The 24,695-nt window shown below is 52.6% G+C and carries 27 protein-coding genes and 1 riboswitch; of the genes, 22 read left to right on the plus strand and 5 right to left on the minus strand.

Annotated elements, in window-relative coordinates; all coding sequences use genetic code 11:
* The first annotated feature begins 180 nt into the window (after positions 1 to 180).
* The 10 genes from FHT67_RS20345 to FHT67_RS20390 all read left to right on the plus strand — a co-directional run bounded on the left by FHT67_RS20345 (position 181) and on the right by FHT67_RS20390 (position 8,655).
* The gene (locus FHT67_RS20345) at positions 181 to 1,203 is read left to right on the plus strand and encodes a thiazole biosynthesis adenylyltransferase ThiF (RefSeq protein WP_167201067.1); all 1,023 of its coding nucleotides are present in this window, start codon (positions 181 to 183) and stop codon (positions 1,201 to 1,203) included.
* Positions 1,204 to 1,225: 22 nt separating this feature from the next.
* On the plus strand, positions 1,226 to 1,870 hold the full coding sequence (gene thiE, locus FHT67_RS20350; protein ID WP_167201069.1) for a thiamine phosphate synthase: 645 nt from the start codon (positions 1,226 to 1,228) through the stop codon (positions 1,868 to 1,870).
* Positions 1,854 to 2,051, plus strand: coding sequence for a sulfur carrier protein ThiS (gene thiS, locus FHT67_RS20355; RefSeq protein ID WP_132310913.1), 198 nt, complete (start codon positions 1,854 to 1,856; stop codon positions 2,049 to 2,051). The genes thiE and thiS overlap by 17 nt, the downstream gene beginning before the upstream one ends.
* Before the next feature lie 7 nt (positions 2,052 to 2,058).
* Positions 2,059 to 2,838: a thiazole synthase gene (locus FHT67_RS20360; protein ID WP_167201071.1), complete on the plus strand. Its 780-nt coding sequence runs from the start codon at positions 2,059 to 2,061 to the stop codon at positions 2,836 to 2,838.
* A 34-nt stretch (positions 2,839 to 2,872) separates the two neighbouring features.
* Positions 2,873 to 3,979, plus strand: coding sequence for a glycine oxidase ThiO (thiO, locus tag FHT67_RS20365; RefSeq protein ID WP_167201073.1), 1,107 nt, complete (start codon positions 2,873 to 2,875; stop codon positions 3,977 to 3,979).
* 23 nt (positions 3,980 to 4,002) lie between these two features.
* Complete coding sequence (gene thiD / locus FHT67_RS20370; protein WP_132310908.1) at positions 4,003 to 4,830, plus strand: bifunctional hydroxymethylpyrimidine kinase/phosphomethylpyrimidine kinase; 828 nt, start codon at positions 4,003 to 4,005, stop codon at positions 4,828 to 4,830.
* 42 nt (positions 4,831 to 4,872) lie between these two features.
* Positions 4,873 to 5,247: a hypothetical protein gene (locus FHT67_RS20375; RefSeq protein ID WP_132310907.1), complete on the plus strand. Its 375-nt coding sequence runs from the start codon at positions 4,873 to 4,875 to the stop codon at positions 5,245 to 5,247.
* 93 nt (positions 5,248 to 5,340) lie between these two features.
* A riboswitch (cyclic di-AMP (ydaO/yuaA leader) is annotated at positions 5,341 to 5,479 on the plus strand.
* A 181-nt stretch (positions 5,480 to 5,660) separates the two neighbouring features.
* Positions 5,661 to 6,671: a KamA family radical SAM protein gene (locus FHT67_RS20380; protein ID WP_132310905.1), complete on the plus strand. Its 1,011-nt coding sequence runs from the start codon at positions 5,661 to 5,663 to the stop codon at positions 6,669 to 6,671.
* A gap of 67 nt (positions 6,672 to 6,738) precedes the next feature.
* Complete coding sequence (locus FHT67_RS20385; RefSeq protein ID WP_167201075.1) at positions 6,739 to 7,845, plus strand: alpha/beta hydrolase; 1,107 nt, start codon at positions 6,739 to 6,741, stop codon at positions 7,843 to 7,845.
* 300 nt (positions 7,846 to 8,145) lie between these two features.
* Complete coding sequence (locus FHT67_RS20390) at positions 8,146 to 8,655, plus strand: C40 family peptidase (RefSeq protein WP_167201077.1); 510 nt, start codon at positions 8,146 to 8,148, stop codon at positions 8,653 to 8,655.
* Between the two features lie 141 nt (positions 8,656 to 8,796).
* Here the strand turns inward: FHT67_RS20390 and FHT67_RS20395 are convergent, their stop codons facing one another.
* Positions 8,797 to 9,864, minus strand: coding sequence for a CapA family protein (locus tag FHT67_RS20395; RefSeq protein WP_167201079.1), 1,068 nt, complete (start codon positions 9,862 to 9,864; stop codon positions 8,797 to 8,799).
* Positions 9,865 to 9,877: 13 nt separating this feature from the next.
* Positions 9,878 to 10,924: a YheC/YheD family endospore coat-associated protein gene (locus FHT67_RS20400; protein WP_132310899.1), complete on the minus strand. Its 1,047-nt coding sequence runs from the start codon at positions 10,922 to 10,924 to the stop codon at positions 9,878 to 9,880.
* 218 nt (positions 10,925 to 11,142) lie between these two features.
* On the opposite strand from FHT67_RS20400, the gene FHT67_RS20405 reads away from it, so the two are divergent.
* The 4 genes from FHT67_RS20405 to FHT67_RS20415 all read left to right on the plus strand — a co-directional run bounded on the left by FHT67_RS20405 (position 11,143) and on the right by FHT67_RS20415 (position 13,795).
* On the plus strand, positions 11,143 to 11,892 hold the full coding sequence (locus FHT67_RS20405; RefSeq protein WP_132310898.1) for a YheC/YheD family protein: 750 nt from the start codon (positions 11,143 to 11,145) through the stop codon (positions 11,890 to 11,892).
* A gap of 244 nt (positions 11,893 to 12,136) precedes the next feature.
* Entirely contained in the window at positions 12,137 to 12,481 is a 345-nt protein-coding gene (locus FHT67_RS30135) for a hypothetical protein (protein ID WP_243867349.1), read from the plus strand.
* Positions 12,384 to 12,770, plus strand: a complete 387-nt coding sequence (locus FHT67_RS30140) for a hypothetical protein (protein WP_243867351.1) — start codon at positions 12,384 to 12,386, stop codon at positions 12,768 to 12,770. Before FHT67_RS30135 ends, FHT67_RS30140 begins: the two co-directional genes overlap by 98 nt.
* A 203-nt stretch (positions 12,771 to 12,973) precedes the next feature.
* On the plus strand, positions 12,974 to 13,795 hold the full coding sequence (locus tag FHT67_RS20415; RefSeq protein WP_207918180.1) for a squalene/phytoene synthase family protein: 822 nt from the start codon (positions 12,974 to 12,976) through the stop codon (positions 13,793 to 13,795).
* 159 nt (positions 13,796 to 13,954) lie between these two features.
* Here FHT67_RS20415 and FHT67_RS20420 read toward each other — a convergent pair whose 3' ends face one another.
* Positions 13,955 to 14,668 (minus strand): SDR family oxidoreductase, encoded by a 714-nt coding sequence (locus FHT67_RS20420; protein WP_132310897.1) that lies wholly within the window; start codon positions 14,666 to 14,668, stop codon positions 13,955 to 13,957.
* Between the two features lie 152 nt (positions 14,669 to 14,820).
* Positions 14,821 to 15,162, minus strand: coding sequence for a winged helix-turn-helix transcriptional regulator (locus tag FHT67_RS20425; RefSeq protein ID WP_207918178.1), 342 nt, complete (start codon positions 15,160 to 15,162; stop codon positions 14,821 to 14,823).
* A gap of 201 nt (positions 15,163 to 15,363) precedes the next feature.
* On the opposite strand from FHT67_RS20425, the gene FHT67_RS20430 reads away from it, so the two are divergent.
* The 5 genes from FHT67_RS20430 to FHT67_RS20450 all read left to right on the plus strand — a co-directional run bounded on the left by FHT67_RS20430 (position 15,364) and on the right by FHT67_RS20450 (position 18,353).
* Positions 15,364 to 15,831 (plus strand): heme-degrading domain-containing protein, encoded by a 468-nt coding sequence (locus tag FHT67_RS20430; RefSeq protein WP_167201081.1) that lies wholly within the window; start codon positions 15,364 to 15,366, stop codon positions 15,829 to 15,831.
* A 94-nt stretch (positions 15,832 to 15,925) separates the two neighbouring features.
* Positions 15,926 to 16,627 carry an HAD family hydrolase gene (locus tag FHT67_RS20435; protein WP_167201083.1) on the plus strand — a complete coding sequence of 234 codons (702 nt, stop codon included), beginning with the start codon at positions 15,926 to 15,928 and terminating at the stop codon, positions 16,625 to 16,627.
* A gap of 20 nt (positions 16,628 to 16,647) precedes the next feature.
* Positions 16,648 to 17,118 (plus strand): MEKHLA domain-containing protein, encoded by a 471-nt coding sequence (locus tag FHT67_RS20440; RefSeq protein WP_347880111.1) that lies wholly within the window; start codon positions 16,648 to 16,650, stop codon positions 17,116 to 17,118.
* A 282-nt stretch (positions 17,119 to 17,400) separates the two neighbouring features.
* Entirely contained in the window at positions 17,401 to 17,637 is a 237-nt protein-coding gene (locus FHT67_RS20445) for a hypothetical protein (RefSeq protein WP_167201086.1), read from the plus strand.
* Between the two features lie 107 nt (positions 17,638 to 17,744).
* Positions 17,745 to 18,353 carry a polysaccharide deacetylase family protein gene (locus FHT67_RS20450; protein WP_132310886.1) on the plus strand — a complete coding sequence of 203 codons (609 nt, stop codon included), beginning with the start codon at positions 17,745 to 17,747 and terminating at the stop codon, positions 18,351 to 18,353.
* Positions 18,354 to 18,570: 217 nt separating this feature from the next.
* Here FHT67_RS20450 and FHT67_RS20455 read toward each other — a convergent pair whose 3' ends face one another.
* A complete protein-coding gene (locus FHT67_RS20455) occupies positions 18,571 to 19,209 on the minus strand; it encodes a M15 family metallopeptidase (RefSeq protein WP_132310884.1) in 639 nt (212 codons plus the stop codon).
* Positions 19,210 to 19,950: 741 nt separating this feature from the next.
* On the opposite strand from FHT67_RS20455, the gene FHT67_RS20465 reads away from it, so the two are divergent.
* The 3 genes from FHT67_RS20465 (at position 19,951) to FHT67_RS20475 (ending at position 24,675) form a co-directional block, all read left to right on the plus strand.
* Positions 19,951 to 21,567 carry an S-layer homology domain-containing protein gene (locus FHT67_RS20465; protein WP_243867353.1) on the plus strand — a complete coding sequence of 539 codons (1,617 nt, stop codon included), beginning with the start codon at positions 19,951 to 19,953 and terminating at the stop codon, positions 21,565 to 21,567.
* Between the two features lie 554 nt (positions 21,568 to 22,121).
* Positions 22,122 to 23,585 (plus strand): aminotransferase class I/II-fold pyridoxal phosphate-dependent enzyme, encoded by a 1,464-nt coding sequence (locus FHT67_RS20470; protein ID WP_167201088.1) that lies wholly within the window; start codon positions 22,122 to 22,124, stop codon positions 23,583 to 23,585.
* A 181-nt stretch (positions 23,586 to 23,766) separates the two neighbouring features.
* Positions 23,767 to 24,675 carry a D-alanine--D-alanine ligase gene (locus tag FHT67_RS20475; RefSeq protein ID WP_167201320.1) on the plus strand — a complete coding sequence of 303 codons (909 nt, stop codon included), beginning with the start codon at positions 23,767 to 23,769 and terminating at the stop codon, positions 24,673 to 24,675.
* Positions 24,676 to 24,695 lie beyond the last annotated feature (20 nt).

Below are 24,695 nucleotides of genomic sequence, written 5' to 3' on the forward strand. Positions count from 1 at the left end.
AAAGGGGCCATTAGTGTGACCATTCTTTAAGCGAAGGCTTACGAAGTAAGAATCGTCACAACGGCCTCAAAGGGGCCATTAGTGTGACCATTCTTTAAGCGAAGGCTTACGAAGTAAGAATCGTCACAACGGCCTCAAAGGGGCCATTAGTGTGACCATTCTTTTAAGGAGGTTTGGCAGATGGATGAGGGACTGGAGAGATATTCAAGGCAAATGCTGTTTGCGCCAATCGGCGAGCTAGGTCAGCGGAAGCTGGGCGAAAGCTCGGTATGCGTAATCGGGATGGGCGCGCTTGGCACCGTGCTGGCGAATCATATGGTTCGCGCCGGTGTTGGACGGGTCCGCATTGTGGACCGGGACTATGTGGAAAAAAGCAATCTGCAGCGCCAGATGCTGTATGACGAGGATGATGTGCGAGAGGGTTACCCGAAGGCGATTGCCGCGGAGCGCAAGCTCCGCCGGATCAATTCGGATGTGCGGATCGAGGCGATTGTGGCGGATGTGACCGTCCATAACATCGATGAGCTGCTGGACGGCATGGACCTGGTGCTGGACGGAACGGATAACTTCCAGACCCGGTTCCTGCTCAACGATGCGTGCTTCCGCAAGGGCATTCCGTTTACCTACGGCGGTGCGGTCAGCTCGCGCGGCATGAGCGCGATTCTGGTGCCCGGCAGAACGCCTTGCCTGCGCTGCTTCCTCCCTTCGGCGGACAGCGGCGGCCAAACCTGCGATACGATCGGCGTTATCGCGCCCGTTGTGGATATTGTCGCTTCCTACCAGGCGGTAGAAGCGCTTAAATATTTGGTTGAAGCGGAGCAGGCCAGACGCAATAGTCTGGTCACCTTCGATTTGTGGAGCAACTATTACTACGAAATGAAGCTTGGAGAGGCAAAGAAAGACTGCCCTTGCTGCCAGCTGAAGGAATATCCCGCGCTGCAGGTGACGGAAAAGGATTCGACGGTGTCTTTATGCGGCCGCAGCACGGTCCAGATCAGCGGACATGGACCGCTGGATCTCTTGCAATGGCGCAAACGGCTGGAGCCGGCTGCGGTGAAGGTAGAGCTTAACGCTTATCTGCTCAAAGCCGAGCTGCCGGATGGAGAGCGGCTGGTATTGTTCCCGGATGGCAGGGTGCTGGTTCAGGGTACGGAGGACATTGTCCGTGCGAAGACATTGTACGCGAGATATATCGGATATTGATCATAGGGGAGATGAGAGCAGGATGAAGGATTTTCGTCTGTATGCGATCACGGGAGAGCAGTTCCATCCCGGCCGCGACATGCTGGAAGTGATGGAGGAAGCGATCAAAGGCGGCGTGGATATTATTCAGCTGCGGGATAAGGACGGCAGCCCGGAAGAGGTGCTGCGCAAGGCGAAAGCGCTGCGGGAGCTGACGCGGAAATACGGCGTGACGTTTATCGTCAACGACTATATCGATATCGCGCTGGAAGTAGACGCCGACGGCGTTCATCTGGGGCAAAACGACGTCTCGCTCACGAAGGCTAGAGAGCGTGTCGGAGACAAAATCATTGGCATATCCACGCATGCGATTGAGGAAGCGCTGCTTGCCGAAGCGCAAGGCGCCGACTATATCGGCGTTGGCCCGGTTTTCCCGACAAAGACAAAGGTAGACGTCGTTGATCCGGTAACGGTGGCATACGTTCGACAGGTAGCGGAGCAGGTCCGCATTCCTTTTGTCGCGATTGGCGGGATTAAGCTGAGCAATGTGGATGAAGTGCTTGCGGCGGGAGCATCAAGAATTTGCGCGGTAAGCGAGATTGTCGGAAGCTCCGATGTCGCTGGTACCTGCCAAGCCTTCCTCCGCAAGCTGGAAGGAGCGGGAGAGTCGCATGCTGCTGATCGTTAATGGCGAGACCAAAGAGCTGGAAGCCCGCACGATCGAGGATGTCATTGTCCTTTTTGGACTGAAAGAGCGTCCGGTCGTCGTGGAAGCGGATGGCGAGATTATTGCCAAGGAACAGTGGCCGGATACGGAAGTAAGGCCGCGGATGAAGATAGAGCTGGTTCATTTTGTCGGGGGAGGCTGAGCGTAGGATGAAAAAGGATGTATGGCATATCGGGGGACATGAGCTCACCTCGCGGTTTTTTATCGGGACGGGATTATTCCCGAGCCCTTATGTGCAGAAGGAAGCAATCCGGGAATCCGGGGCGGAGGTGCTGACCTTTGCCATTCGCCGGATTAACCTCGCTTCAACCGAGGATGATTCGATTCTGCAGCATGTGGGGGGAGAAGGCTTCCGCTTCCTGCCGAATACGTCCGGCGCTAGCACGGCCGAGGAGGCGGTCCGCATTGCGCGGCTGGCACGGGCTTCGGGGCTCAGCGATTGGATCAAGGTAGAGATCAGCGCCAATGAGCGTACGCTGCTGCCCGATCCGCTGGAGACGCTAAAGGCAACGGAAATTCTCGTCAAGGAAGGCTTTACGGTTCTTCCTTACACCTCGGATGATCCGATCCTGTGCAAAAGGCTGGAGGAAGCGGGAGCGGCCGCCGTTATGCCGGGTGCGGCGCCTATCGGCACAGGGCTTGGCCTATTGAATCCGTATAATATCGGCTTGATCGTGGAGGAAGCGAAGGTGCCGATTATCGTGGACGCGGGCCTAGGCTCAGTCACTGATGTGGCGCAGGCGATGGAGCTTGGCGTATCGGGCGTCTTGATGAATACGCCGGTTGCCAAAGCGAAGGATCCGGTTGGCATGGCCCGGGCAATGAGGCTGGCGATTGAAGCGGGCCGTCTGTCGTATTTGTCCGGACGGATCGCAAAGAAGCGTTACGCATCGGCAAGCAGCGGCCACGAGCAGTTTATCGTGAAATAACGGGCCGATAACTTGATAGAAAGCTGGTCTAACCATGGGAGAAACAATTGTGATTATGGGCGGGGGCGTAGTGGGTCTCTCCTGCGCCTTCGAGCTTCAGAAGCGCGGACATCAGGCCATCGTACTGGAGATTGGCCGCTGCGGCGGGCAGGCCTCCGGAGCTGCGGCCGGGATGCTTGCTCCCTACTCCGAGAATGTAGAGGGGCCGGATGATTTCTTCCGCTTGTGCCGGGAAAGTCTGCGTCTGTATCCGTCATGGCGGGATGAAGTCCGTAAGGTGTCCGGGCGGACGTTTGAATATACCGATTCGGGCAGCCTCTATATTGCCTATCACGAGGCGGACCGGCTGGCGCTGGAGGGACGGCGCCTCTGGCAAAGCGAGCATGGATCCGGCGGCGTTGTGCTGGAAGGGGATGAGCTGTTCCGGCAGGAGCCGATGCTGTCCCGCGAGGTGAAGGCCGCGCTGTACACGCCGGAGGAAAGCCATGTCTATGCGCCGGACTACGTGCTGGCGCTGGAGCAGGCATGCCGCCTGACCGGCGTTCGGATCTTCGAGCAGCTTGGCAAAGTAACCGTCGAAGAATGGCGTGATAATCTGGTTATCACAGCGCAGGAGGGCCGGAGCTTTACCGGCGACCGGCTGGTCGTCTGCTCCGGCGCTTGGGCACAGGAGCTGGAGGATGTATTCGGCATCCGAATTCCGGTGTACCCGATCCGCGGTCAGATCTGCGCTTACGAAGCGGAAGTAAAGCCGGTTCAGCATATGGTGTTCTGCAATCAGGGTTATCTGGTTGCGAAAGCAAACGGTACGCTTGTATGCGGAGCCTCCGAGGATGTGGCGGGCTTTGATACAACCGTTACGGAGCGGGGAATCGAGCGGCTGCGCAAGTGGAACAAGCAGGCGTTCCCGTTTCTCGCCGAGCGGGAGCCGTTCCATCGCTGGGCGGGCCTCAGGCCTTCCACGCAGGACGGATTCCCGCTGCTTGGTCCGCTGCGGGAATCCGGTGGCCGCGTCATTATGGCCGCGGGTCATTACCGCAACGGCATTCTTCTCAGTCCGGTAACGGCGCAGGTTGTCGCGGATTTTATCGATAACGGCAGCAGGCTGCCGGCGTTTGCGCCGGAACGGTTTTCCTACTAAACGATAAACGGGGTGAAATAGAAATGGCGGAATATAACAATGGCCATGTGGCGAGGGCTTTGACGGTTGCCGGCTCGGACAGCGGCGGCGGAGCAGGCATTCAGGCGGATTTGAAAACGTTCCAGGAGCTGGGCGCCTACGGGATGTCCGCTCTGACGGCGATTACCGCGCAAAATACGCTTGGCGTGCAAGGCGTATTTCCGCTCGCGAAGGAAGCGGTAAAGGCGCAGATTCACTCCGTCGGCAGCGATATCGGCGTTGACGCTTTAAAGACCGGCATGCTGTTTAGTGCCGAGATTATCGAGGAAGTAGCCGGGGCGATTGCTTTCTTTAAATGGACGAAGGTTGTTGTTGATCCGGTTATGATTGCAAAAGGCGGAGCGTCGCTCCTGCAGGTAGAGGCCATCCGGGCTTTAACCCGCAAGCTGCTGCCGCTGACGATGATCGTTACGCCCAATATCCCCGAAGCCGAGCATCTGACCGGAATGGCCATCCGGGGCAAGGCCGACAAGCTGGAGGCAGCGAAAAGGCTGCTGAGCTACGGCGCCCGTTACGTCTTAATCAAAGGCGGGCATGAGTCTGGTGCCGAAGCGGTGGATCTGCTCTTCGACGGCAGCGGCTACAGCGAGCTTTCCGGCAAACGGATCGCTACCGAGCGCACCCATGGCACCGGCTGCACCTATTCGGCTGCGCTCACGGCCGGTCTGGCACAAGGGCTTGATATCGAGGATGCCGTTGGCCAGGCAAAAGCTTATATTCAGGCGGCCATTGAGGACGGCATTAGCATCGGCAGCGGGCATGGCCCAACGAATCATTGGGCATACCGCAAAAGAGGATTAGTAGCCAGATAGTGGACAAGATCCAGTCCTAATTCCGCGCTCCCGATCATACATATGATCAAGAGGAGCGTGAATAAGTTGGAAGATAAGACGGTCAAGCGGTATTATCAGCTCAAGCAGAAGCAGAAGGAAATCGAGCAGGAATTGTCCGAGCTGCGCGGTGAAATTATACAGCATTGCGCCGAGCTAGACCTCTCCGAACTGGAGGTAGGCAGCTACAAGGTGAAGATTGTTTCCCAGGAGCGCAAGGAATTTGATGAGAGCAAGCTGTTTGCTGCTCTTCCCGATCCTGATGTATGGCGGCTGCTCTCGAAGCCCGATACCTCCAAAATCGCCGGTCTCATCAAGCTGAACGTTATTTCGGAAGATACCATCAAGGATACGTTTTCGGTTAAGCACTTATTTCTTCTTCAGGTGGATAAAAAATGAGAAATCCATGATATAGCCCCGCCCATTCTTCCTCGAGAATTTGGGCGGGGATTTTTCTTGATTGATTGTTGACAATATTAAGAATTGTGAGATAATTAAAATAAGCTTAGTTCTCGGCGATGCCGAGAAGCGGGGAAACCAATCTTTTGGGGCGAATCAGCCGGATTTCCGGCTGTAGGGAACCATCTATCCCGAGCCCGTCAGCTAACCTCGTCAGCTTGAGATGGGTCTTTTGCGAACGAATTGCAAACGATAGACCCTTTGAAGGGTCTTTTTCTGTTTTTAAGGCCCGAAACGCGCACAGACCATGACCATTCTCTGTGCTGCTGGGGTCTTTTTTTCATTTTTCGTGGAGGTGGGATGGACTTCCCGGCATAGGTGACGCTTTTAAAAACCTTTTGGAGGGATGCGAAATGGTGCAACCAATGGCCGATAACGATAGATCGGCAGGTCTGTCGGAGGCGGAAAGAGAACGTCTTAAGAAGCATTTTCGCGTCAATGATTATTACTTAAACCTGATCGACTGGGATGATCCGAAGGATCCGATCCGCAAGCATCTGATTGCGGCGGCAGGGGAAGCCCCTCATGCGATTCAGGAATACACGTGGGAAGCCGCAGGCTGTAAGCACATTTATCAGTCGATGGTTCTTCTCCCGGTATCCCAGGCAGCGGAAGGAATTGCTTACATCGCCGAACATAATGAAATTCATAAGGTTGTGCTGACGGGAGACAGCTTGATGTTAGGCATTGCCAAGCTGACCAGAATTATCGAGCAGCTGCGGAATATCGAGCATATCGGCACGATTAGGCTGGATTCAAGGATGCCTGTTCATAATCCGATGCGGATTTACGAGGACCGTGAACTGTTAGAGATGTTAAGCCGGTTCTCAAGTCCGGAGAAGCGGATCTATCTGATGACCACGATTAACCATCCGAGAGAAGTAACGGCCGAGGCAAAAAAAGCCTTTAATGCCCTTCACCAGGCGGGCGTTGTCGTTCTAAATCAAACCCCTATTGTCAAGGGCGTTAATAATGACCCTCTTCTGTTAGGCAAGCTGATCGATCAGCTGTCCCAGGCTGGGGTTTCGCCATATTCCTTTATCATTAACCGTCCTAATTCTTCTTATCCCGACTCTAACTTGCCTCTGCAAACGCAGTTCTCTATCGTTCAGCAGGCCAAAGAGCTAACCGCGGAGCTTGGGAAGCGGATCAGGCTTCTGATGGCCCACGATTACGGCAAGGTTGAGCTGCTCGACGTAGAAGGCGGCAAAGCTTACGTGAAATATCATCACTATCAAGAAGAAGGAAAAGGCCGCTTTATTATGCTGGACTGTCCTCCTGAAGCATCGTGGCTGGAGGATTTGACGGAGCATGATGACCATATGGTCTATCTGCCGTCCGGTCAACCCGCCAAGAATAAATAAAGGATGTTCGCAAGCGAAAGAAGAAGTAAGAAGGGATACCATTTCACATCCCGGGAGGCTTCTGTTAATGAGAGTTTACAGTCAGGAAATCGTGGACGCCCTGCAAGCGCAGCAGGAGGAAGTAAACTTAAACGGCACGCAGGTAATCGTGAAGGTTAATCCGGAGGAGACAAGGGCCGGTTATCTCGATCCTTACGAGCTTCGGCTTATGAGGAAATGGTCCGGGCAACAAAAGGCTGCCCCAGCCGCTCCTCCGACCCCGGAGGAGCAGCTTCAGCTCATTCGCGATTCCATGGGATTTCCGAACCGTAATTTGAATACGGTGGAGATTTACACCGGTTATGAACGCGTGAAGCTTGGCGATAACGAAGTTGGCCTATGGCGGTATTATCCGCGCAAATCGATGCGGAAGCCCGATAAGCCTTGCCTTATCTATATACACGGCGGCGGGTGGATTGGCGGCACCGTGTTTGCGGTGGAGAACCCTTGCCGGCTAATCGCCGAGCTGGCGGATGCCGTTGTTTTTAACATCGACTATTCATTGGCTCCGGAGCTTAAATTCCCTAACGGGTTTAACGACTGCTTTAATGCCGTTCAATACATTTACGAGCATGCCGAGGAATACGGCATCGACCGGAACCGGATTGCCGTAGGCGGCGACAGTGCCGGCGGCAACCTGTCGGCTGCCGTAGCAACCAAAGACCGGGATCTGGGTACGCGTATGGTAGCCCAGCAGGTGCTGATTTATCCTTGCGTTACCTTCCTTAACGGGGTGAACGGTTATGAGTGGGAGCTGTCCCAGTTCGAGATGGCGGACGAGCAAAGAACTATGATTGATCCGATGCTGGGGATTGGACGGCCCACCGAAGCCGATCCGGAAGTTAAAAAAGCGTGGGAGCTTTATCTGCCGCGCGAGGAGGACGTACGCAATCCTTATGTCAGTCCGCTTCTGTCTGACAGTAAAGGTCTGCCGCGCACCTTATGCGTCGGAGCGGAATTCGACGGGCTGCGCATTCAGTCCGAAGTTTACAGCAGGCAGCTTGCGGCTGCCGGCGTTCCGGTGAAGACCATCCGTTACAAGGGCAACACGCATGCTTTTATTGACCGTTTGGGCTTTGTGCCGCAGGCGGAGGATTTATGTATCGAGATTGCAAATGCGTTGAAAGCCCTATAATAGAAGAGATAGTTTTTCCAAGCCCGTTCTTCCTTGATGGAAGAACGGGCTTTTTGCGTTAAACTTACATGAAAATATGAAAAATCAGGATTATAGCATACTTGCTAGCACGCAACAAGTAAGAAAATACTCATCAAAGCTCATGCGATTCTCAGAAAGTGGTTAAGACCCATGAAACGCCTAGATTACAGCATTCGTAACGCTTTCATTTACCGCTCGTTGCCAATTTTTGCGGGTGTTCTTAGGGTTCCCAGCCTATTTATAATAGCCTTATCAACAAGTTAGGGAGTGAGTATTTATATGAAATTCATGACTAAAATTGCTATGCTGCTCGTAGCTATCGCCTTGCCGGTAACGGCCCTGTTGCACACAACCGCGGATGCGGCCATGTCAGCCGATTCCAAGAGAAATAAGGTTGTTCAAACCGCATTGAACCTGAAAGGCAAAGTGAACTATGTAAGCTGGCAGAACCGTCAAGAGAAAAAAGCCCCTTACGCTACGGACTGCTCCGGATTCACAGCGCTTGTATATAAACTTGCTAATGTAGGCGTTACTCTCGTAAACCGTGACGATGATGATCAAGCTAAAGTGGGAACTAAAGTGGGCTACGGCAACTTCAAAAAAGGCGATCTTCTGTTCTTCTGGAACAGCGGCTCGAAAAACCATAAAGACGTAGGCCATGTCGGCATCTATATCGGCAACGGCAAAATGATTCATAACGCAAGCCCTTCGAAGGACGTTATCGTATCGAACGTTAACGATAGCTATTATAAAGAGCGCTTCATCGTGGGACGTCGCGTGATTAAATAGTTCTTATTATCTCAGTTTTGATGCAAGGAACATTCGAATGACTCCGTTGAGGTTAAAATCAAGATAAAAAGACAATATTTAATTGCTTAAAAGAGCAGGGAAAGGCCGTACGGAGTGATCCGTACGGCCTTTTTGCGTTGGTTAGATGATTTCCGCGTTGACGGAGTCGGGATCCTTTACGATATGCTGTCGGACATGCTGAATCATCTTTTTCATCCGGACGGCTTCGGCGCTGGACGGATCGAGCTTTTTTAAATGGGCGGTAAGAGGGAAGACCTTGAAGGCGCTTCGTCCTCCCGTTTTGCTGATCCGCGTCCAGGTTGGGATAAAGTCGACCTTCTTGATGCGAATGGTGCCGTCATCAAGCTTGCGCACCTGCAGCTGAGTGATAAGTCCGGTTAAGGTATGGTCATTGTAATAGAGGCGGGTCGAAATAATATTGCCGAGGGAATAGATGGCGAATCTGCGGATACCCGACCCGCTTTTGTAGAAGACGGCTGGCTGTATGGTATGCGAATGGGCGCCGAGAATAATGTCCGCTCCATTTTTGAATAATAATTGCACCATATCCTTTTGCTTCTGAACCGGATAATTCGAGTATTCTCTGCCCATATGCAGGCATACGATGGTCAGATCGACGTTTTTGGCCTTAAGCCGCTTCAGGTCGGAAACCATCTTGGCCGGATTGATCAGGTCAACCGCCCATTTGTGGTCCGAAGGAACCGGAATCTTATTGGTGGTTTTCGTATAAGCAAGGAAGCCGATCTTGATGCCTTTGACTTCCTTGACGACCAGTTGCTGCGCTTCACTCTGCGTCCGGTAAGTGCCGGTATGGGCAATCCCTTTGGCATCCAAAATTCTGAGCGTACGCTTCAGACCGTTAATGCCATTGTCCATGCAATGATTATTGGCTGTCGAGACAAAGTCGAAGCCGAGATTTTTCAAGGTATCGGCAAAAGCGTCCGGGCAGTTGAACATCGGCCAGTTCGTACGCGGATGCCGTTTCACGACACTATAAGCGTCCTCGGAGGTTTTACCCGCAAATACGGTTTCCAGGTTGCCGATCGTCAGGTCGGCATTGCGCAGATAAGGGGCGATCGGCTCGAACAGATGGTCGAAGGAATACCCTTTTTCCCCCTTGCAGGAGTTAATGATACGCGTCTTCATCAGGAAATCCCCGACTGCGGCTATCGTTATTTCCGTACTCATGATTCATCTCCGTTTATTTGGTTTTTGGCAGCAGGCTGCGGGCATATTGGAAATGCGTATGCAGGGCCTGCTCCCAGGCTTTGAGTCCATACAGCTGCCGCATAATTTTTTTGCCGGGCTTGATGTTGATCTCAAGCAGCCACAGCTTTCCGTGGACGTCCACCGCCAGGTCGATGCCAAGCTCGCAAAGGCGGGCATGGTAGGAGTTTTCCGTAAACGTCGGAATATATTCCGCGAGTTCGCGGACGGATTTGGTGAGCTCTTCGCCTTTTTCGTCGCCAAATTCTTTCTTCAAATAGGAGCTGGCTTCAAAGGCATGGCCGCCGCTCTTCAGGTTGGACGTAATCCGGCCGCGTTTTGCTTCCCGCACGGCAATTCCCGTCGTCTGCCAGTTCCCTTCGCTTTTCTTCAGCATTAACGCGCGAATATCATAGATGATCCCTTGCTTGTTCCGGATATCGATCCACTGCTGCATGATCTGACGTTCCTTGCTGAGTGACCGTCTAATTAACGAACGGATGCCCGCGGCGCTCATCCTTTGCGTCTGCTCGCCGTTGGTCTGCACTTTGTATTGTCCGTGCTCCAGCGTGACGCGTACGATATCTCTGCCGCCCCAGCCGTTAATCGGCTTCAGCATGACGCTATTATACTTTTTCACAAAGGCCAGAAAGCTGCCGGGGTCCTTCACCGGTTCGGTAGGAAGAAGATACGGCTTCAGCACGGGGGACGTGAGTAGATGCTTCTGGATCCTCATTTTGTTGCCGATGCCGTAGCCGGTAAACGGGAAAGAGGGCGCTTTTTTGACCAGAGTGGCTCTGCTGACTTGCGATCCTTTGTAAAATCCGATATCCATGTTCATCTTGGGAAAAGGCAGGGTCTGCCTGCTCCAGGTTCCGCCTTTATATACGTAGCCTGTTATTCTTCGGGTTGTCAGGTTCACATCTTTAGGGGTGTAAACGAGAATGCCGCTGAACTTCTCGGCGAGGGCGGATTTGGCATGTCTTGCAAAGCTTCCCGCATGGCCGATCCGATGGGTCATGATTCCTAAGATGTCGCTCATCTTTGTTTCTCCTGTCCTATGGCCTTAAGCTGTAGTCGGAACTGTGTAGTATCATATGAAGCATGATATTTGTCCGGCATGGGATAAACGCCCATTCCTCAAGGGGGAGGCGTCCGTTGAAGGTACTTTTTGCGGGTGGAAGGAATAGTATGGAGCAAGCGATTAGCCTCATGCAGAAGGACGCGTAACTGCTGTACATCAATGGAGGAGATTCCACCATGAAAGGCTATATGATTAAATATCCGGGGCGAAAATGGTTAAAGCATGTAGCGCTGTCTGGTGAAGAAGAGCTCCGCGATTACTTGCCGGATACGGAGCAATTTACGCCAAAGGGTTTTATCAGCATGATTGACCGTTACCCCGTCCTGTTCGTGAAGCCGGATCTTGGCATGAAGGGACAGGGTGTCATGAAGGTTTATTATAAGGATGGCCGAATCGTCATTCGGACGGAGAACAGCCGCTATTCGTTCCAATCCGCGAAGTTCGCGGCCATCAAGTTGAAGCAGCTGATCGGTACCAAGCGGTATCTGATGCAGCAGGGAATCAATCTGATTCAGCTTAACGGGAACCCCATAGATTTTCGTATCCTTCTGCATTTGCGGCGGGACGAAACCTGGAAGTTTTTCGGCGTTATGGGCAAGATGGCGGCGCCTAACCGGTTCGTGACGAACCATAGCAGCGGGGGAAAAGCGATCCGGCTGCATCAGGCGCTTGGCTTAACGAAGCAGGAATGCGAGACATGGGAAGTGAAGCTTCGGGAGATGGCGTTTAAGGTTGCGTCCGGGATGAAAAAGCATTTTCCGCTTATAACGGAGCTTGGCCTGGACATCGCAATCGATACCGAGCACCGCGTCTGGCTGCTTGAGGCCAATACGAAACCGCAGTTCCAGCTGTTCCGCTATCATTCCAATCCTAAGCTGTACGCCCAGATTGCTTCTTCGGTGAAGGCCATTAGAGGAGATGGGTAGGGGCGGGTGGTGAGGGAGCAGTGCGTTTAATAGGAGTACCTATAAACGGCCTTTCTGTCGGTTCCCGTGTTTACGTTGTCTCAGAATTACCCCCTGTTTGTCGCTTGTAAAAATGTTCAATGAGACTATTAAGAATGCAAAATTTGGTATATTAATGGGGTAATAAATAGCGTGTGAAGCACACCGCTCTTTTCCGTTGCTTACGGAAGGGGGCGGTCATTTTATTTTCACGAGGAGGATTTGTATGTTCGAGTTCGAGGCCTATTACAAGGAGTGGCTGGCAGAGCAGTTGAAGGCAGGAAGCAGTGAGAGACAAAGGAAGCTCAAAGAACATGGACACGCGGAGAAGTCATTCTTGGAGCATGTGTGGCTGCCGGCAATCGGAGGGACGGAGTATTTGCATGGCGAGTATGAGGTGAGCGATTTTAAGGACGGAGTTAGATTTCTGGACTTTGCCTACCTTCGTCATCCGCACAAGATAGCCATCGAGATTGACGGTTACGGACCGCATTCCCGGGATATCGATCGCCGGGGCTTTGCTGATCGCTTGCAACGGCGACGGCTGGACCGTGCTTCGTTTCTCGTTTGACGACGTGAAGGAGCGTCCGCGGCAATGCCAGCAGCAGCTGCAGCAGCTGCTAGGGAAGTTATACGGCCAAGGAGCAGACCGGGAGATTACGCTGCATCAAAGGGAGATTATTCGGATTGTATCTTATCGACTAGACCCCGTATCGCCGGTGGAGATTAGCAAGGCATTGGGAATTAGCCCGCAGTTTGCGCGCAAGCTGATGCTGGACCTGGTAGATAAGCCGTATTTGATGTCGGCTTCCCAAGGAGAACGCGTTCGTTACTATCGCCTCGGGAAGCGGAAGGCTTGAGCGAGGGTTGTGGCAGGCTTAACGATGTGCGACATCGTTAAGGCTTCCCGTGAAGGGGAATCACCCCTGAAAAGCCTCCGGCAGACCATGCTCAGCCTGTTTTATGCCGCATATCGGTCGAATTGGGTCGAAAATTTTACTTTTGGGGAAATGTTAAAGTATGATGGATACATAAGAAATTTTTCGTGAGATTTTACCGTGGCATGGAGGGAATTCCCATTACGAACATGATGTTGAACGACGCAATGACGATGCTGAAGCTGACAAGCCGGACCTTTTATATTCCCATCAGCAAGCTGATACCGGAGTTAAGAGAAGCCGTGGCGTCCGCCTACCTGTGCATGAGAGCAATTGACGAGGTAGAAGACGATGAGAAGCTGCCTGCTCCGATCAAAAAAGAACTGCTCCTTGGAGCGGCGCAAGCGATGAAATCGCAAAATTTCGAGGAATCGCTAGAGCAAGTGTGGCAGCCTCACATGGATAAGCTCCCGGAAGTTACGGTGCGGATGGCCGAATGGGCGCGGCTTTGCCCGGCCGGCATTGCCCCAACCGTATACAACTACATTGCGATGATGGCTGAACAGATGGCGGATTGGGTGGGACACTCGTGGAATATCCGGACGGAAGAGGATCTGGATAAGTACACCTACAGCGTTGCCGGCATGGTAGGCGAAATGCTCTCCGATATTTGGCGCTGGCATGACGGGACGGAGACCGACCGTGACAAGGCTGTTGCTTTCGGTCGGGGGTTACAAGCGGTTAACATTATGCGCAACCGTGCGGAGGACATGGAGCGCGGCGTAGATTTCTTCCCGGACGGCTGGGATCTGAAGGACATGCTGCGTTACACCCGGCGCAACCTGAAGCTAGCGGATGAGTATCTCGCGGATTTGAAAAAAGGCCCTGCCCGCAGCTTCTGCCAGATTCCGCTGTCGCTTGCCCATGCGACCGTTAACCTGATTGCCGCCGGCGGCAATAAACTGACGCGGGACGCCGTGCTGAAGATCGTCGGCAAGATCATGTAACTCCATACAAAGAAAGTGCCCCACAGCACGATGCTGTGGGGCTAAGTATTTATATTATTAAAAGGGGGGTTGAGTTCTATTATAGGCAATGTTCATTAAAGAAAGATGAACATTACATTTCGAGTATGTTACAAATATTAACCAAACGATTCCAATCGCTTAGGTGAGCCTATGCCCCCCGTCCACATGCTGGACGGTACCGGTAACAAACGAGTTTTGGATCAGATAAAGCACGCATGACGCTACATCTAAAGCGGAACCGATCCGCTTAGCAGGGAGCTTTCCGGCCACCGTACGATACAGCTGATTCCGCGCCTCCTCCGGCATTTTGCTTCGGGATGGGGTATCGATAATGCCGGGAGACACCACGTTAACCCGAAGCGGGGCCAGCTCAAGAGCAAGCGTCTGACCCAGGTTCGAGACGGCTGCGTTAACCGCTCCTAGAGCGGCTGAACCGGCCATCGCTTTATAGGCCGCAACACCCGAAAACAACGTAATGGATCCGTTATCCGCAAGCTTAGGCGCGCCGTATTTGGCCGCATAGTATTGTCCCCAGAATTTATTCTCGAACAGCTCGCGGGAACGGGCCGATTCGGTCTGGAGAAAAGCACCGCCCGAGGTTTCGGCCGCGCTGACGACCAGGTGATCCAGATCTCCCACCCTCTCGAAAAAGAGCTTCACCTGCTCCTCGTCCGTTGTATCCAGCACATAAGCGGATGCGGCGGGACCCAATTCATGAACAGCCGCCTGCAGCTTAGCCTCCGAACGGCTTGCGATAACCACTTCCGCACCCTGCTCGATAGCCTGCCGTGCCGTCTCCAGTCCAATTCCCGAGCTTCCTCCGATAACGGCAATTCTTTGATTTTTCAGCATGCCTGATTCCTCCCAATTTGAACGTATGAGCGATTTGCTCTTGCAATGAGCACAGCATACCGCCAATAATTCCGTTTGGGAAGTAGTGTTATTTTATTCATATAGTTACCGAAAAGTAAGGATTGTGCCGTGTCGAGGATGGCGGGTTTATTTTATTTTTCACCCAAAGCAAGGCCAAACCGTTTCAGCTCGATAAAAATCCCCTCCAGCTGCCTGCCCCTCTCCGTTAAGGTGTATTCCACTCTAGGCGGTACCTCCGGATATACTTTTCGCCCGATAATCCCCTTGGCTTCGAGCTCCTTCAGCCTAAGCGACAGCGTCTTGGGGCTGATGCCGTCCATCCCCTTCAGCAGATCGCTGAAACGAAGCGTCCCCTCGATCAACAGATCGCGGATAATGAGGAAGGTCCATTTGGTTCCTATGACGTCCAGCGCAGCTTCAATCGGACAAGGCTCGCCGGGCGTTCCTTTATTTAATGCAATAGGTTCAATCACGCTGTCTCCATCCTTCCCTTGGCGCACTGCGTCTGTTTGCTCTCATAGTAGCACAATCGATAGCTCCGGGGGAGTAGATGTCCGAGCCGAATCGCGGGATGAGCATGCGAACCTCTTGGAGCCCAGGCATTGCGGTTTCCAAGGGGTTATTTTTATAGTAAGATGGGGTTGGTAGATTCGGATGCAGGGAGAGATAGGACGATGAACGATTTGATGAAGACATTGCTTGCGCAGGAAGAGGAGCTTCAGTTCGATTCTTTCACCAACGAGGACGCGCTGCAACTGGGCAACATCGTGGTACAGCACGCGAAGGATGCGATTGGCAAAGGAATTGCGGTACATATCGAGAACGACGAGCATCCGCTCTATACCCACTACATGGCGGGGACTTCGAAGGACAATATTTATTGGGTGAACACGAAGAAAAATGTTGTGAACCATTTTGGCCACAGCTCTTTATATGTTGGCGAGATGTTCCGAGACCGAGGGACAACGTTCCCGGAAAGCTCGGGCCTGCCGCTTTCTGACTATCAAGGCGAAGGCGGATCGTTCCCGATTATCGTCCGCGGCCAAGGCAAAGTCGGCACGATTACCGTCTCCGGCCTGACTGGCGAAGAGGACCATCAAGCGGCGGTAGACGGCATCCGCAAGTTTTTGATGAAGGGATAGGACAATCGATTTGAATAGACACCTCCGTTTTAATCGTCGAGATTAGGCATGGAGGTGTTTTTATGTTTGCTTGAGGGGAAAGGGGAGTGCCGGGATGAGGGCAAAAGCTGTTTTTCTTGATTTTTACGGGACGCTGGTGCATGAGGATGACGATATTTTACCTCCGATATATGAGCAAATCCGGGCAAGCGCGGCGACTCCTTGCGCGCCGGGTGATATCGGTCAATATTGGTGGAGGACGTTGTCCGGCTTCTTTGAAGCGAGCTTTGGGGAGAAGTTTAAGCCGCAGCGGGAGCTGGGGCTTCTGTCTCTCGTCGAGACGCTTGCGCATTTCGAGTCGGACTGTTCGGCGGAGCAGCTTATCCGAAGGCAGTTTGAGCATTGGATGAAGCCGGAATTGTATGAGGACACCTTGCCTTTTCTCTCGACTTTCAGGGATCTCCCGATTTATATTTTATCCAATATCGATACGGCGGATATTGAGGCAGCGGCTGCTTTTCACGGGATCAAAGTGACGGGCATCGTGACCAGCGAGGACGTGCGGGCTTACAAACCGCGGCCGGAATTGTTTCTTGAGGGCATGAAGCGCTGCGGTCTCAAGCCTTCGGAGATTGTGCATATTGGCGACTCCTATAGCAGCGACGTTGTGGGAGCAAGCAAGCTTGGGATTCAGACGATCTGGCTGAACCGGCTCCATAAACGGCAGCCGCAAGGGCCCGAACCGGATTATGTTTGCGACGATTTAAAAGCAGCTGAACGATGGCTGCTTCGGAGTAAGGGGAACGAAGCGGAATAACAGAAGGGATGGTGAACATAGTGGACAAGCCGCTAACAGGCGTAGGCGCAACTTATGAGCATAGCAGGCTGCTCGCGGACAGCTACCGGAGATGGACGGGGCAGGAATTGGTGTCCGCCGAGCATGATAGGGAGAAGGGGCTGGAGGAGCTGCTGTTTACGGCTCCGAGAGTGATTTTGTCGCATGGGACGGAGAGCGATCCGGTGTTGAATTACGGTAACCGCATGGCTCTGGAGTTGTGGGAGATGACATGGGAGCAGCTGACCAGCACGCCTTCGCGGCTTACGGCAGAGCCGATGGAGCGGGCGGAACGGGACCGGTTTTTTACGCAGGTGACTGCAAACGGTTATGTCGATAACTATACCGGCATCCGGATCTCCAGGACGGGACGGAGATTCTACATCGTTAACGCTACGGTATGGAATCTGGTGGATGAGCAGGGGATTTACAGAGGGCAGGCGGCGACCTTCCTGGATTATAAATTTTTGTAGGGTTCTACAAAAGATAGAACTGCGCGGACGGCAAGCCGCTTGATACGATAAAGTCGTTCCATACTTGAGCGAAAAGGAATGGTCTTTATGTCGTACGCGGTACCTTGGCGCGTTTTTGTCCGATATCTCGCCTCCAGGCTGTTTGGGGTGGGAGTAGGGCTATTGGTTTTTATTCTTCTATTCAACGGGTTTAAACTTCATCAGATGTCAGGTAGGGATTTGAGTATACCCTTTAGTTTCTTTTACGGCTATGGCTTGCTTTTCGCGTGTCTGGCGGATTTTTTGGCACGGTTCGTGAAGTACGGGCGGAGCTTGTTCTGCCTCGTGTTGTACATCATCGGCGGCTATCTTCCGTTTCTGTGGACGGATACGGCTGTTGCGATGATTGGAGGGACGCTTGGCGCATTCTTTTCGCTGATCGTGCTTGTAGCGTCCTTTATAATTGAAAATCATTGGCCGTATTCCGCGCTTGGCGCAGCAGGGCTGTTGATATACTATATGGTTATGTTTATGCTATGAACCTTTAATTGTTTAGGGTTGTTCCGTCATTTATCTAGTTACAAGCTTTTGAGAAGAGGTTTAAACTAGGGAAGAAATTAACCGACAGGAGATGAGTCTAAATCGTTATGGTCATTCAATCCGTTAATACGTCCAGTAAGGCTGTTGCTTTTACGTTTGACGATGGACCCCATCCGGTGTACACGCCGGAGCTGCTGAAGATCTTCGCAGAAGCAGGGGGAAAAGCAACCTTCTATATGATCGGCGAACAAATCGCTGCTCATCCGGAGGTAGCGAGGCTTGTCCATGAGCAAGGACATGAAATCGGCAACCATTCGTATACGCATCCCAATATGACCGAGCTGTCGGACGAAGAATTCGAAAGCGAGCTTTCGCGTACGGAGGAGCTTATCAAGCAGGTAACGGGAACGCGGGCCGCAACGATGCGTCTGCCTTATCTGGCGCGGGACGAGAGAGTGGATGCCATGCTTGAACGCGATGGCTATCCGTCAATCGGCGCCGTGAACATGGAAGCCAAGGATTGGGACATGCCGGGCGTTGACCATATCCTCGAAACGACGCGCAAGGAAGTGCGGAATGGCAGCATCTTGATCTTCCACGACGGATTTGGCGACCGTTCGCAGTCGGTAGAAGCGGTGCGCGTGCTGACGAAGGAGCTGACGGCGAGCGGGTACCGGCTGGTAACCGTGAGCGAACTGCTTCGCCTGGCGGAGTAGGAGGGCACAAGAAGCTTAACGATGCAGGACATCGTTAAGGCGGTTAAAGCGCAAAACCAAGGGGGCTTAACGATGCGCGGCATCGTTAAGCACATAAAAAACCTGCGAAAAGGCGAGTAAAGCGCCCGTATCGCGTAACTTAACGATACACAGTAACGTTAAGCACAATAACAAGACATGGCCCTGCGCTGACTGTTCCGCGCAGGGCCATGTCTTGTTATTCGGTTGCAGGCGGGCGTTTGCCGTTCTGCAAATCTTTTATCGAGTAGCCAAAGTCCATTTGAAGGTGGGGATAGTCCTTGAAGCTTGTCCAGTCTCCGCCCCAGGCAAAGCCTAGCTTTTTGGCGGCCGAGACGACCTCCATCCAGTCGGACTTGCCGTTGCGATTGCCGTCATATTCCATATCCCAGATAACGTCGCCATCCGGCTTGACCAGCGCGAAATCGACCGCAAGCCCGTAGTTATGGTAAGAAGCACCGCCTCTAACATTGGTGACCACTTGGCCCGGCTCGGAACGGCCCTTCTTGTAAAGGGCGTTCTGCTCCTCGCTTGAGCGGAAATCGTCGGTGATCATGATTTTGATACCCAGCTTGCCGGTCTGGGCCACAAGCTCATCCGCCTTCTCTGCAACAATCGGGTGAAGGCCGACGATTGCCGTGCTTTTCGCAGGAGCCTGCTCCCGGGCAGGAGCGGGATGATCCTGTACCGATTCGACCCATCGCCAGCCCATGACAATAATCGCAATTAAAACAAGCGAGGTCATAACCCGGCTTCTCTTCTGCTTCTGTTCGGGCCTGACATACGGCTGGCCTAATCGGCCAACGGTCGTATTTTGCCGTGCCAAAGGTTCGGGCATTCTTAACGTCTCCTCTCCGGTTGTCCGTTTCTCTCTCTTAATCTATGAATCTCTCTATTAGCATGCGCAATTATGTAAGCTCCTAAACACTCGGATTGTCCCATTGTAGCACAATTCGACATTCGCTTGCCCCCGTCCGGGGTAGGGGAATGGAGCAGGGGCATGTCCCGCCAAATTCGCAGCAGGCTAAGGCATCGCAAGGGAAGACGGCATGTTCCATTCGGAAGCCGCGATCTCCGTAAAACGCACAAAAGGCCCATCGAAATGGGCCTTTTGCTTGCGGACTAAGCTTCGTATGCTGCCGCGAAGATTAGTGCAGATAAGCTAGGGATTAATAAAATTTACCGAAGCCACAACCGCAAATAATGATCACCAACAGTATAAAAAGCACCAGGATGAAACCTGTAGAGTTAACACCACCAACGTAACCGGACATTCTACATGCACCTCCTTACGTCTTGAGTACTCTATAACTTATGACCGTTTTCTCCAAGGTGCTTGGGTGTTTGTTCCTGAGGCATTTGACCAATTATAAATGGCGCTCATTGACGCTTGTACCTGAAGTACGGCTGACCGATGCCGATTCCCATTTTCTTGCCGATGAACCGTTGCCTGAACTTTGTTACCATTAGAGAAGCATGATCTGATGTATTATTGAAGCTTTTGCTTAAGACGCAAGAATCATCACGGACACCTAGTCTGGCTGTTTGTATGATCATTCTATTTAGGGGGAACATTCTCTTGATTAGCAGCAAGTTTAAGAGATGGGTCGCGGGAGCAGCAGCATTGTCCTGTCTAATGGGGATCGTTCCTACCGTTGATGCAGCCAGCACGAACAAGCTGCCTTTCGACGATATTGCGGGCAGCTTTGCCAAGGACTCTATCATTCGTTTATATGAGAAACAGATATTATCGGGGACTTCCGCTAGAACCTTTTCGCCCAAACAGCCCGTTACCCGGGCGGAGTTCATTACGATTCTGGACCGCGTACTCGGGATCAAAACCGTTCACGGCGCTATCAATCCATTTAAGGATATGAAGCCCACAGACTGGTATTACGACGCGGTTACGGCTGCCGTCCAGGTCGGCCTTGCGGATGGGACAAGCCCGCATAGCTTTGAACCGTCAAAGCCCGTAACAAGGCAGGAAGCGGCGATTATGCTCATACGGGCATTCAAGCAGTCCGGTGTATCCGGCGATACCTCGTTTTTTGCGGACGCTGACGAGATCGCGGATTGGGCCGATAAGGCGGTTGGCGCGGCGCTCGAGCTTAACCTGATGGCCGGAGATGCGAACGGTCATTTTAATCCGGCAGACGGGATGACCAGACAGGAAACGGCCGCTGTCATTGATCGCGCTCTGCAAAATGCAAAGTGGGCTACCGCGCTTGCGAAATCGCAGTCTGCAGCCCGCATCCAGCTTGGCTGGCAATACGGCCAGACGACGGCCCAATATGAGCAGTCGGTTCTCCAAGCGAACGTAACGACTTTATCCCCGCGTTGGTACTTCTTCGACCCGGCAGGAGTTGTGGCAGACTACACGGATCAGTCGCTCGTAAGCTGGGCAAGCAAAAACAAAAGACAAATTTGGGGAATGGTCGGCAACCGCTCCAGCCAGGAAGTGACGCATCAGAACTTGTCCAATGCGACGTACCGCGGTAAAGTGGTCGATCAACTTACGGGCTATGTGCAGAAGTACGGACTCAAGGGACTGAACATCGATTTCGAAAATGTCGCTCCCGAAGACCGTGCCTATATGACCGCTTTTATTAGCGAGCTTAGCGCGAAGCTGCACAAGATTGGCGCCATCGTCTCGGTATGCGTATCGCCTGACCTTGGCAGTGACTGGACCGAAGGCTTCGATTACAAAGCGCTTGGCGCTTCGGCCGATTACATGGTGTTGATGGCTTACGACGAGCATTGGAGCACCAGTCCAATCGCAGGCTCAGTCGCCTCGCTGCCCTATGTGGACTATGCGATCGCCAACATCCTCGAGGAAGTGCCGGCAAGCAAGGTTATCTTGGCGCTGCCTTATTACAATCAGGACTGGGCCACCGATAAATCCGGAAAGGTAACGGCTTCGGAACTGACGCTCATCGAGCAAAACAACATCGTCCGCAACCGTTCGCTTCTCCCCGCATGGGACGCATCGGTTGCGCAATATACCGTATCGTATCAGCTTAACGGCCTTAAGCATCAGCTCTGGATCGAGGATGGAAGATCGCTTGCCGCCAAATATAAAAAAGCAATGGATTATAATCTGGCGGGTCTTGCCTATTGGTACATCGGCGGAGCCAGCACCGATATTTACAGCAGTCTTAGCAATGCTGAACGGTTCTACGGGTTAAATTTTAATTAGTTTATGGATTCATGCTCTTATTTATTTATCCGATTAAGATAAAAGAACGCTTCCCGTACCGTGCGGGCAAGCGTTCTTTTTTGCGTTGGAGCCGATGCATTATTTGTTCTTTACGTAATCGATGAACATCCTTTTGAGAATAAGCGGCTGCGGTCTGGACTCGAGATCCGATTCGAACAGCAGAATGTTATTCTGCAGCGATAGCTGACGGGAAAAATGGCGTAATCGTCGTCAGCGTTTCTATGATCTGCAGATCGGGGCGAATCGAGAGGTCCTCGATGCCGGACTGCACAATGGCCGCGAAATGCAGCGGGTTTTATCGAACTGTTCCTCACGCCGGATGACGCATCGTATCTGACGGGCATCGAGTTGCCTGGTTGCCGAGGCGTGACGGCGAAGTGACAAAATCGAGCGAGGCTTGACTAAGAACCACGCGAAAGGCGAAAGACGCCTAGCGTGGTTCTTTTGCTTGGAGCAATTTTGTGCCATGATAAGCTTATGCTTACGAAGCAAGAATAGCCGCCAAGCGGCAGCAATTCTTTGGAGGTGATGGGGTGTATTCTGATATTCAATTCGCAAGCGACCGGCCGGTTTCGATGCAGGTCAAGGATTACATGAAACGGCTGATGATAACGGGCGCGCTGCAAGCGAATCAGAAGCTCCCGTCCACGCGAGAGTTAAGTCTCTTGATGAATGTAGGGCGCAATACCATCGTGACCGCTTACGCGGACCTGGTGGATGAAGGATTTATATATGCCGTAAAAGGAAAAGGCAACTTCGTCGCGCAATCGGCGGGCGGCGTTGCGTCGGAAGAGGGCGCCGGCAAGAAGCTTGACTGGAGCGAACGGATGAACGATCTGGCCCGCGCCGCGGAAGAGCATGATCTGATGAAGCATGGCATCCGCGCGAAGCGGGGGGCGATTTCTTTTACGAGCATTGCTCCTGACGAGAAGCTGTTTGATCTGCAAAATGTGAAGCGCGCTTTCCTCGACCGGATGTCGCTGGAAGGCAACATTATTCTCAATTACGGCTACGCCAAGGGCTATAAGCCCCTGATCGAATTCCTGATGCGTTACATGGAAAACAAAGGCGTCGATCTGACCGGCAAGGATATGCTCATTACAAACGGTTTTACGGAAGGGTTCGATCTTGTCCTGTCGGCGCTTGGAAAGCGCAGCGGACACGCGTTATGCGAGAACCCGACTCATCATACCGCCATAAAAAATTTAAAGATGCACCAATTTGCCGTTACCGGCGTAGATATGGAGCCTGACGGCATTAGCCTAGAACAGTTGGAAGAGAAGCTTGGCGGGCAGGACTATGACCTCGCTTACCTTGTTCCTTCGTACCATAACCCGACGGGAATCGTAATGTCCCACGAGAAACGGGCTCAGACGGTGCGGATGCTGAACGACCGCCGGATTCCGATTATCGAGGACGGCTTTAATGAAGAGCTTCGTTATTCAGGCGCTCACGTGGCCCCTCTGCTCGCTTACGGCGGCAACCGCAATAACGGAACGATTTATTTAGGCAGCTTCTCCAAAATTCTGTTCCCCGGCCTACGCGTCGGATGGATTCTGGCGGATAAGGAGCTGATCGACTATCTGGAAAGCGTCAAACGCGCGCGGACCATTCATACTTCAACTCTTGATCAATCGCTGCTCTATCAATATCTTCATAACGGCAACTTCGAGAAATATCTGAAGCGCGCGAAGGCGGAGTATAAGCGCAAATACGAGCTGGCCGTGGAGAGCTGCAGGACGTATCTGCCGCTGAAAAGGCTGTCGGGCGACGGCGGGCTTCACCTGTTCGTCGAGTTCGAGGAGAGCTTCTCCACAAGGGAGCTGCTGCAGGCCTGCACCGAGCAAGGCGTACTGTTCACTCCCGGCGATATTTTCTACACCGACGGCGGCGGCCGCCATACGATGCGGCTTGGCTTCTCCCGCGTCTCCGACGAGAATATCGTCATAGGGATCCAAAGGATCGGAGACGCTGCGAAAGCTATGCTCGGGAAGTAATTCGCAGCGAGCAAAGCAAAGCCTATGCTTACGACAGCAATTTGCTTATGAATTTAAACTGTTTTATCATTCCATACTCGCAAAATTTAAGCATATGCTTACGAAGCAATTTTGCTCATGAATTTAAACTGTTTTATCATTCCATACTCGCAAAATTTTTAGGAGGCTTCTACACAACATGATGAAAATCGGCGTTATTATGGGCGGCATTTCGTCCGAAAGAGAAATTTCTTTATTAACGGGGCAAGAAATGATCGCGAATCTGGATCGCGGCAAATACGAAGTGGTGCCGATCGAGATTAACACGAAACGCGATTTGATCGATAAAACGGCGGGTATCGACTTTGCGCTGCTCGCTCTTCACGGCAAATACGGCGAAGACGGCACGGTACAAGGCACGCTCGAATCGCTTGGCATTCCTTATTCCGGCTGCGGCGTGTTATCGAGCAGCGTAAGCATGGATAAAGAGCTGGCGAAAAAGCTGATCCGCTTTGACGGCATCCTTACGGCCGATTGGATTAACGTCTCCAGCATGGAAGAGCTTGCCGCGGCAAACGTGGAGCGCCTTGGCCTGCCGGTTGTCGTAAAGCCGAATTCGGGCGGCTCGAGCATTGCTACGCGTCTGGTCAAAACGCGGGAGGACATTGCGGAAGCGGTAGAGGAAGCGTTGAAATGGGATGACTCCGTAATGATCGAGCAATTCGTTGGCGGGGAAGAAATCACATGCGCCGTGCTGAACGGCAAGCTGCTTCCCATCGTTTCGATTAAAGCCAATTCGGAGTTCTTCGATTTCGACTCCAAGTACCAGGATGGCGGAGCGACGGAAGAAGTGATCGAATTGCCGGCCGACGTGCAGGCCCGCGTCGAAGCGTCCGCGCTTGGTTGTTATAAGGCTCTGAAATGCAGCGTGTATTCGCGTATCGATATGATCATTAAAGACGGTGTTCCGTACGTCCTGGAAGCCAACACGCTGCCGGGTCTGACGAAGAACAGCCTGCTGCCGAAGGCGGCTAAAGCGGCTGGCATCAAGTTCAGCGAGCTGCTTGACTACATCATCGATTATTCTCTAGAGCAACGCAAAGAGAAGTAATCGGCCGGGGAGAGGATTAA

Origin of the sequence: Paenibacillus sp. BK720 (genome assembly GCF_011761545.1) — a bacterium.
Taxonomy (GTDB): Bacteria; Bacillota; Bacilli; order Paenibacillales; family Paenibacillaceae; genus Pristimantibacillus.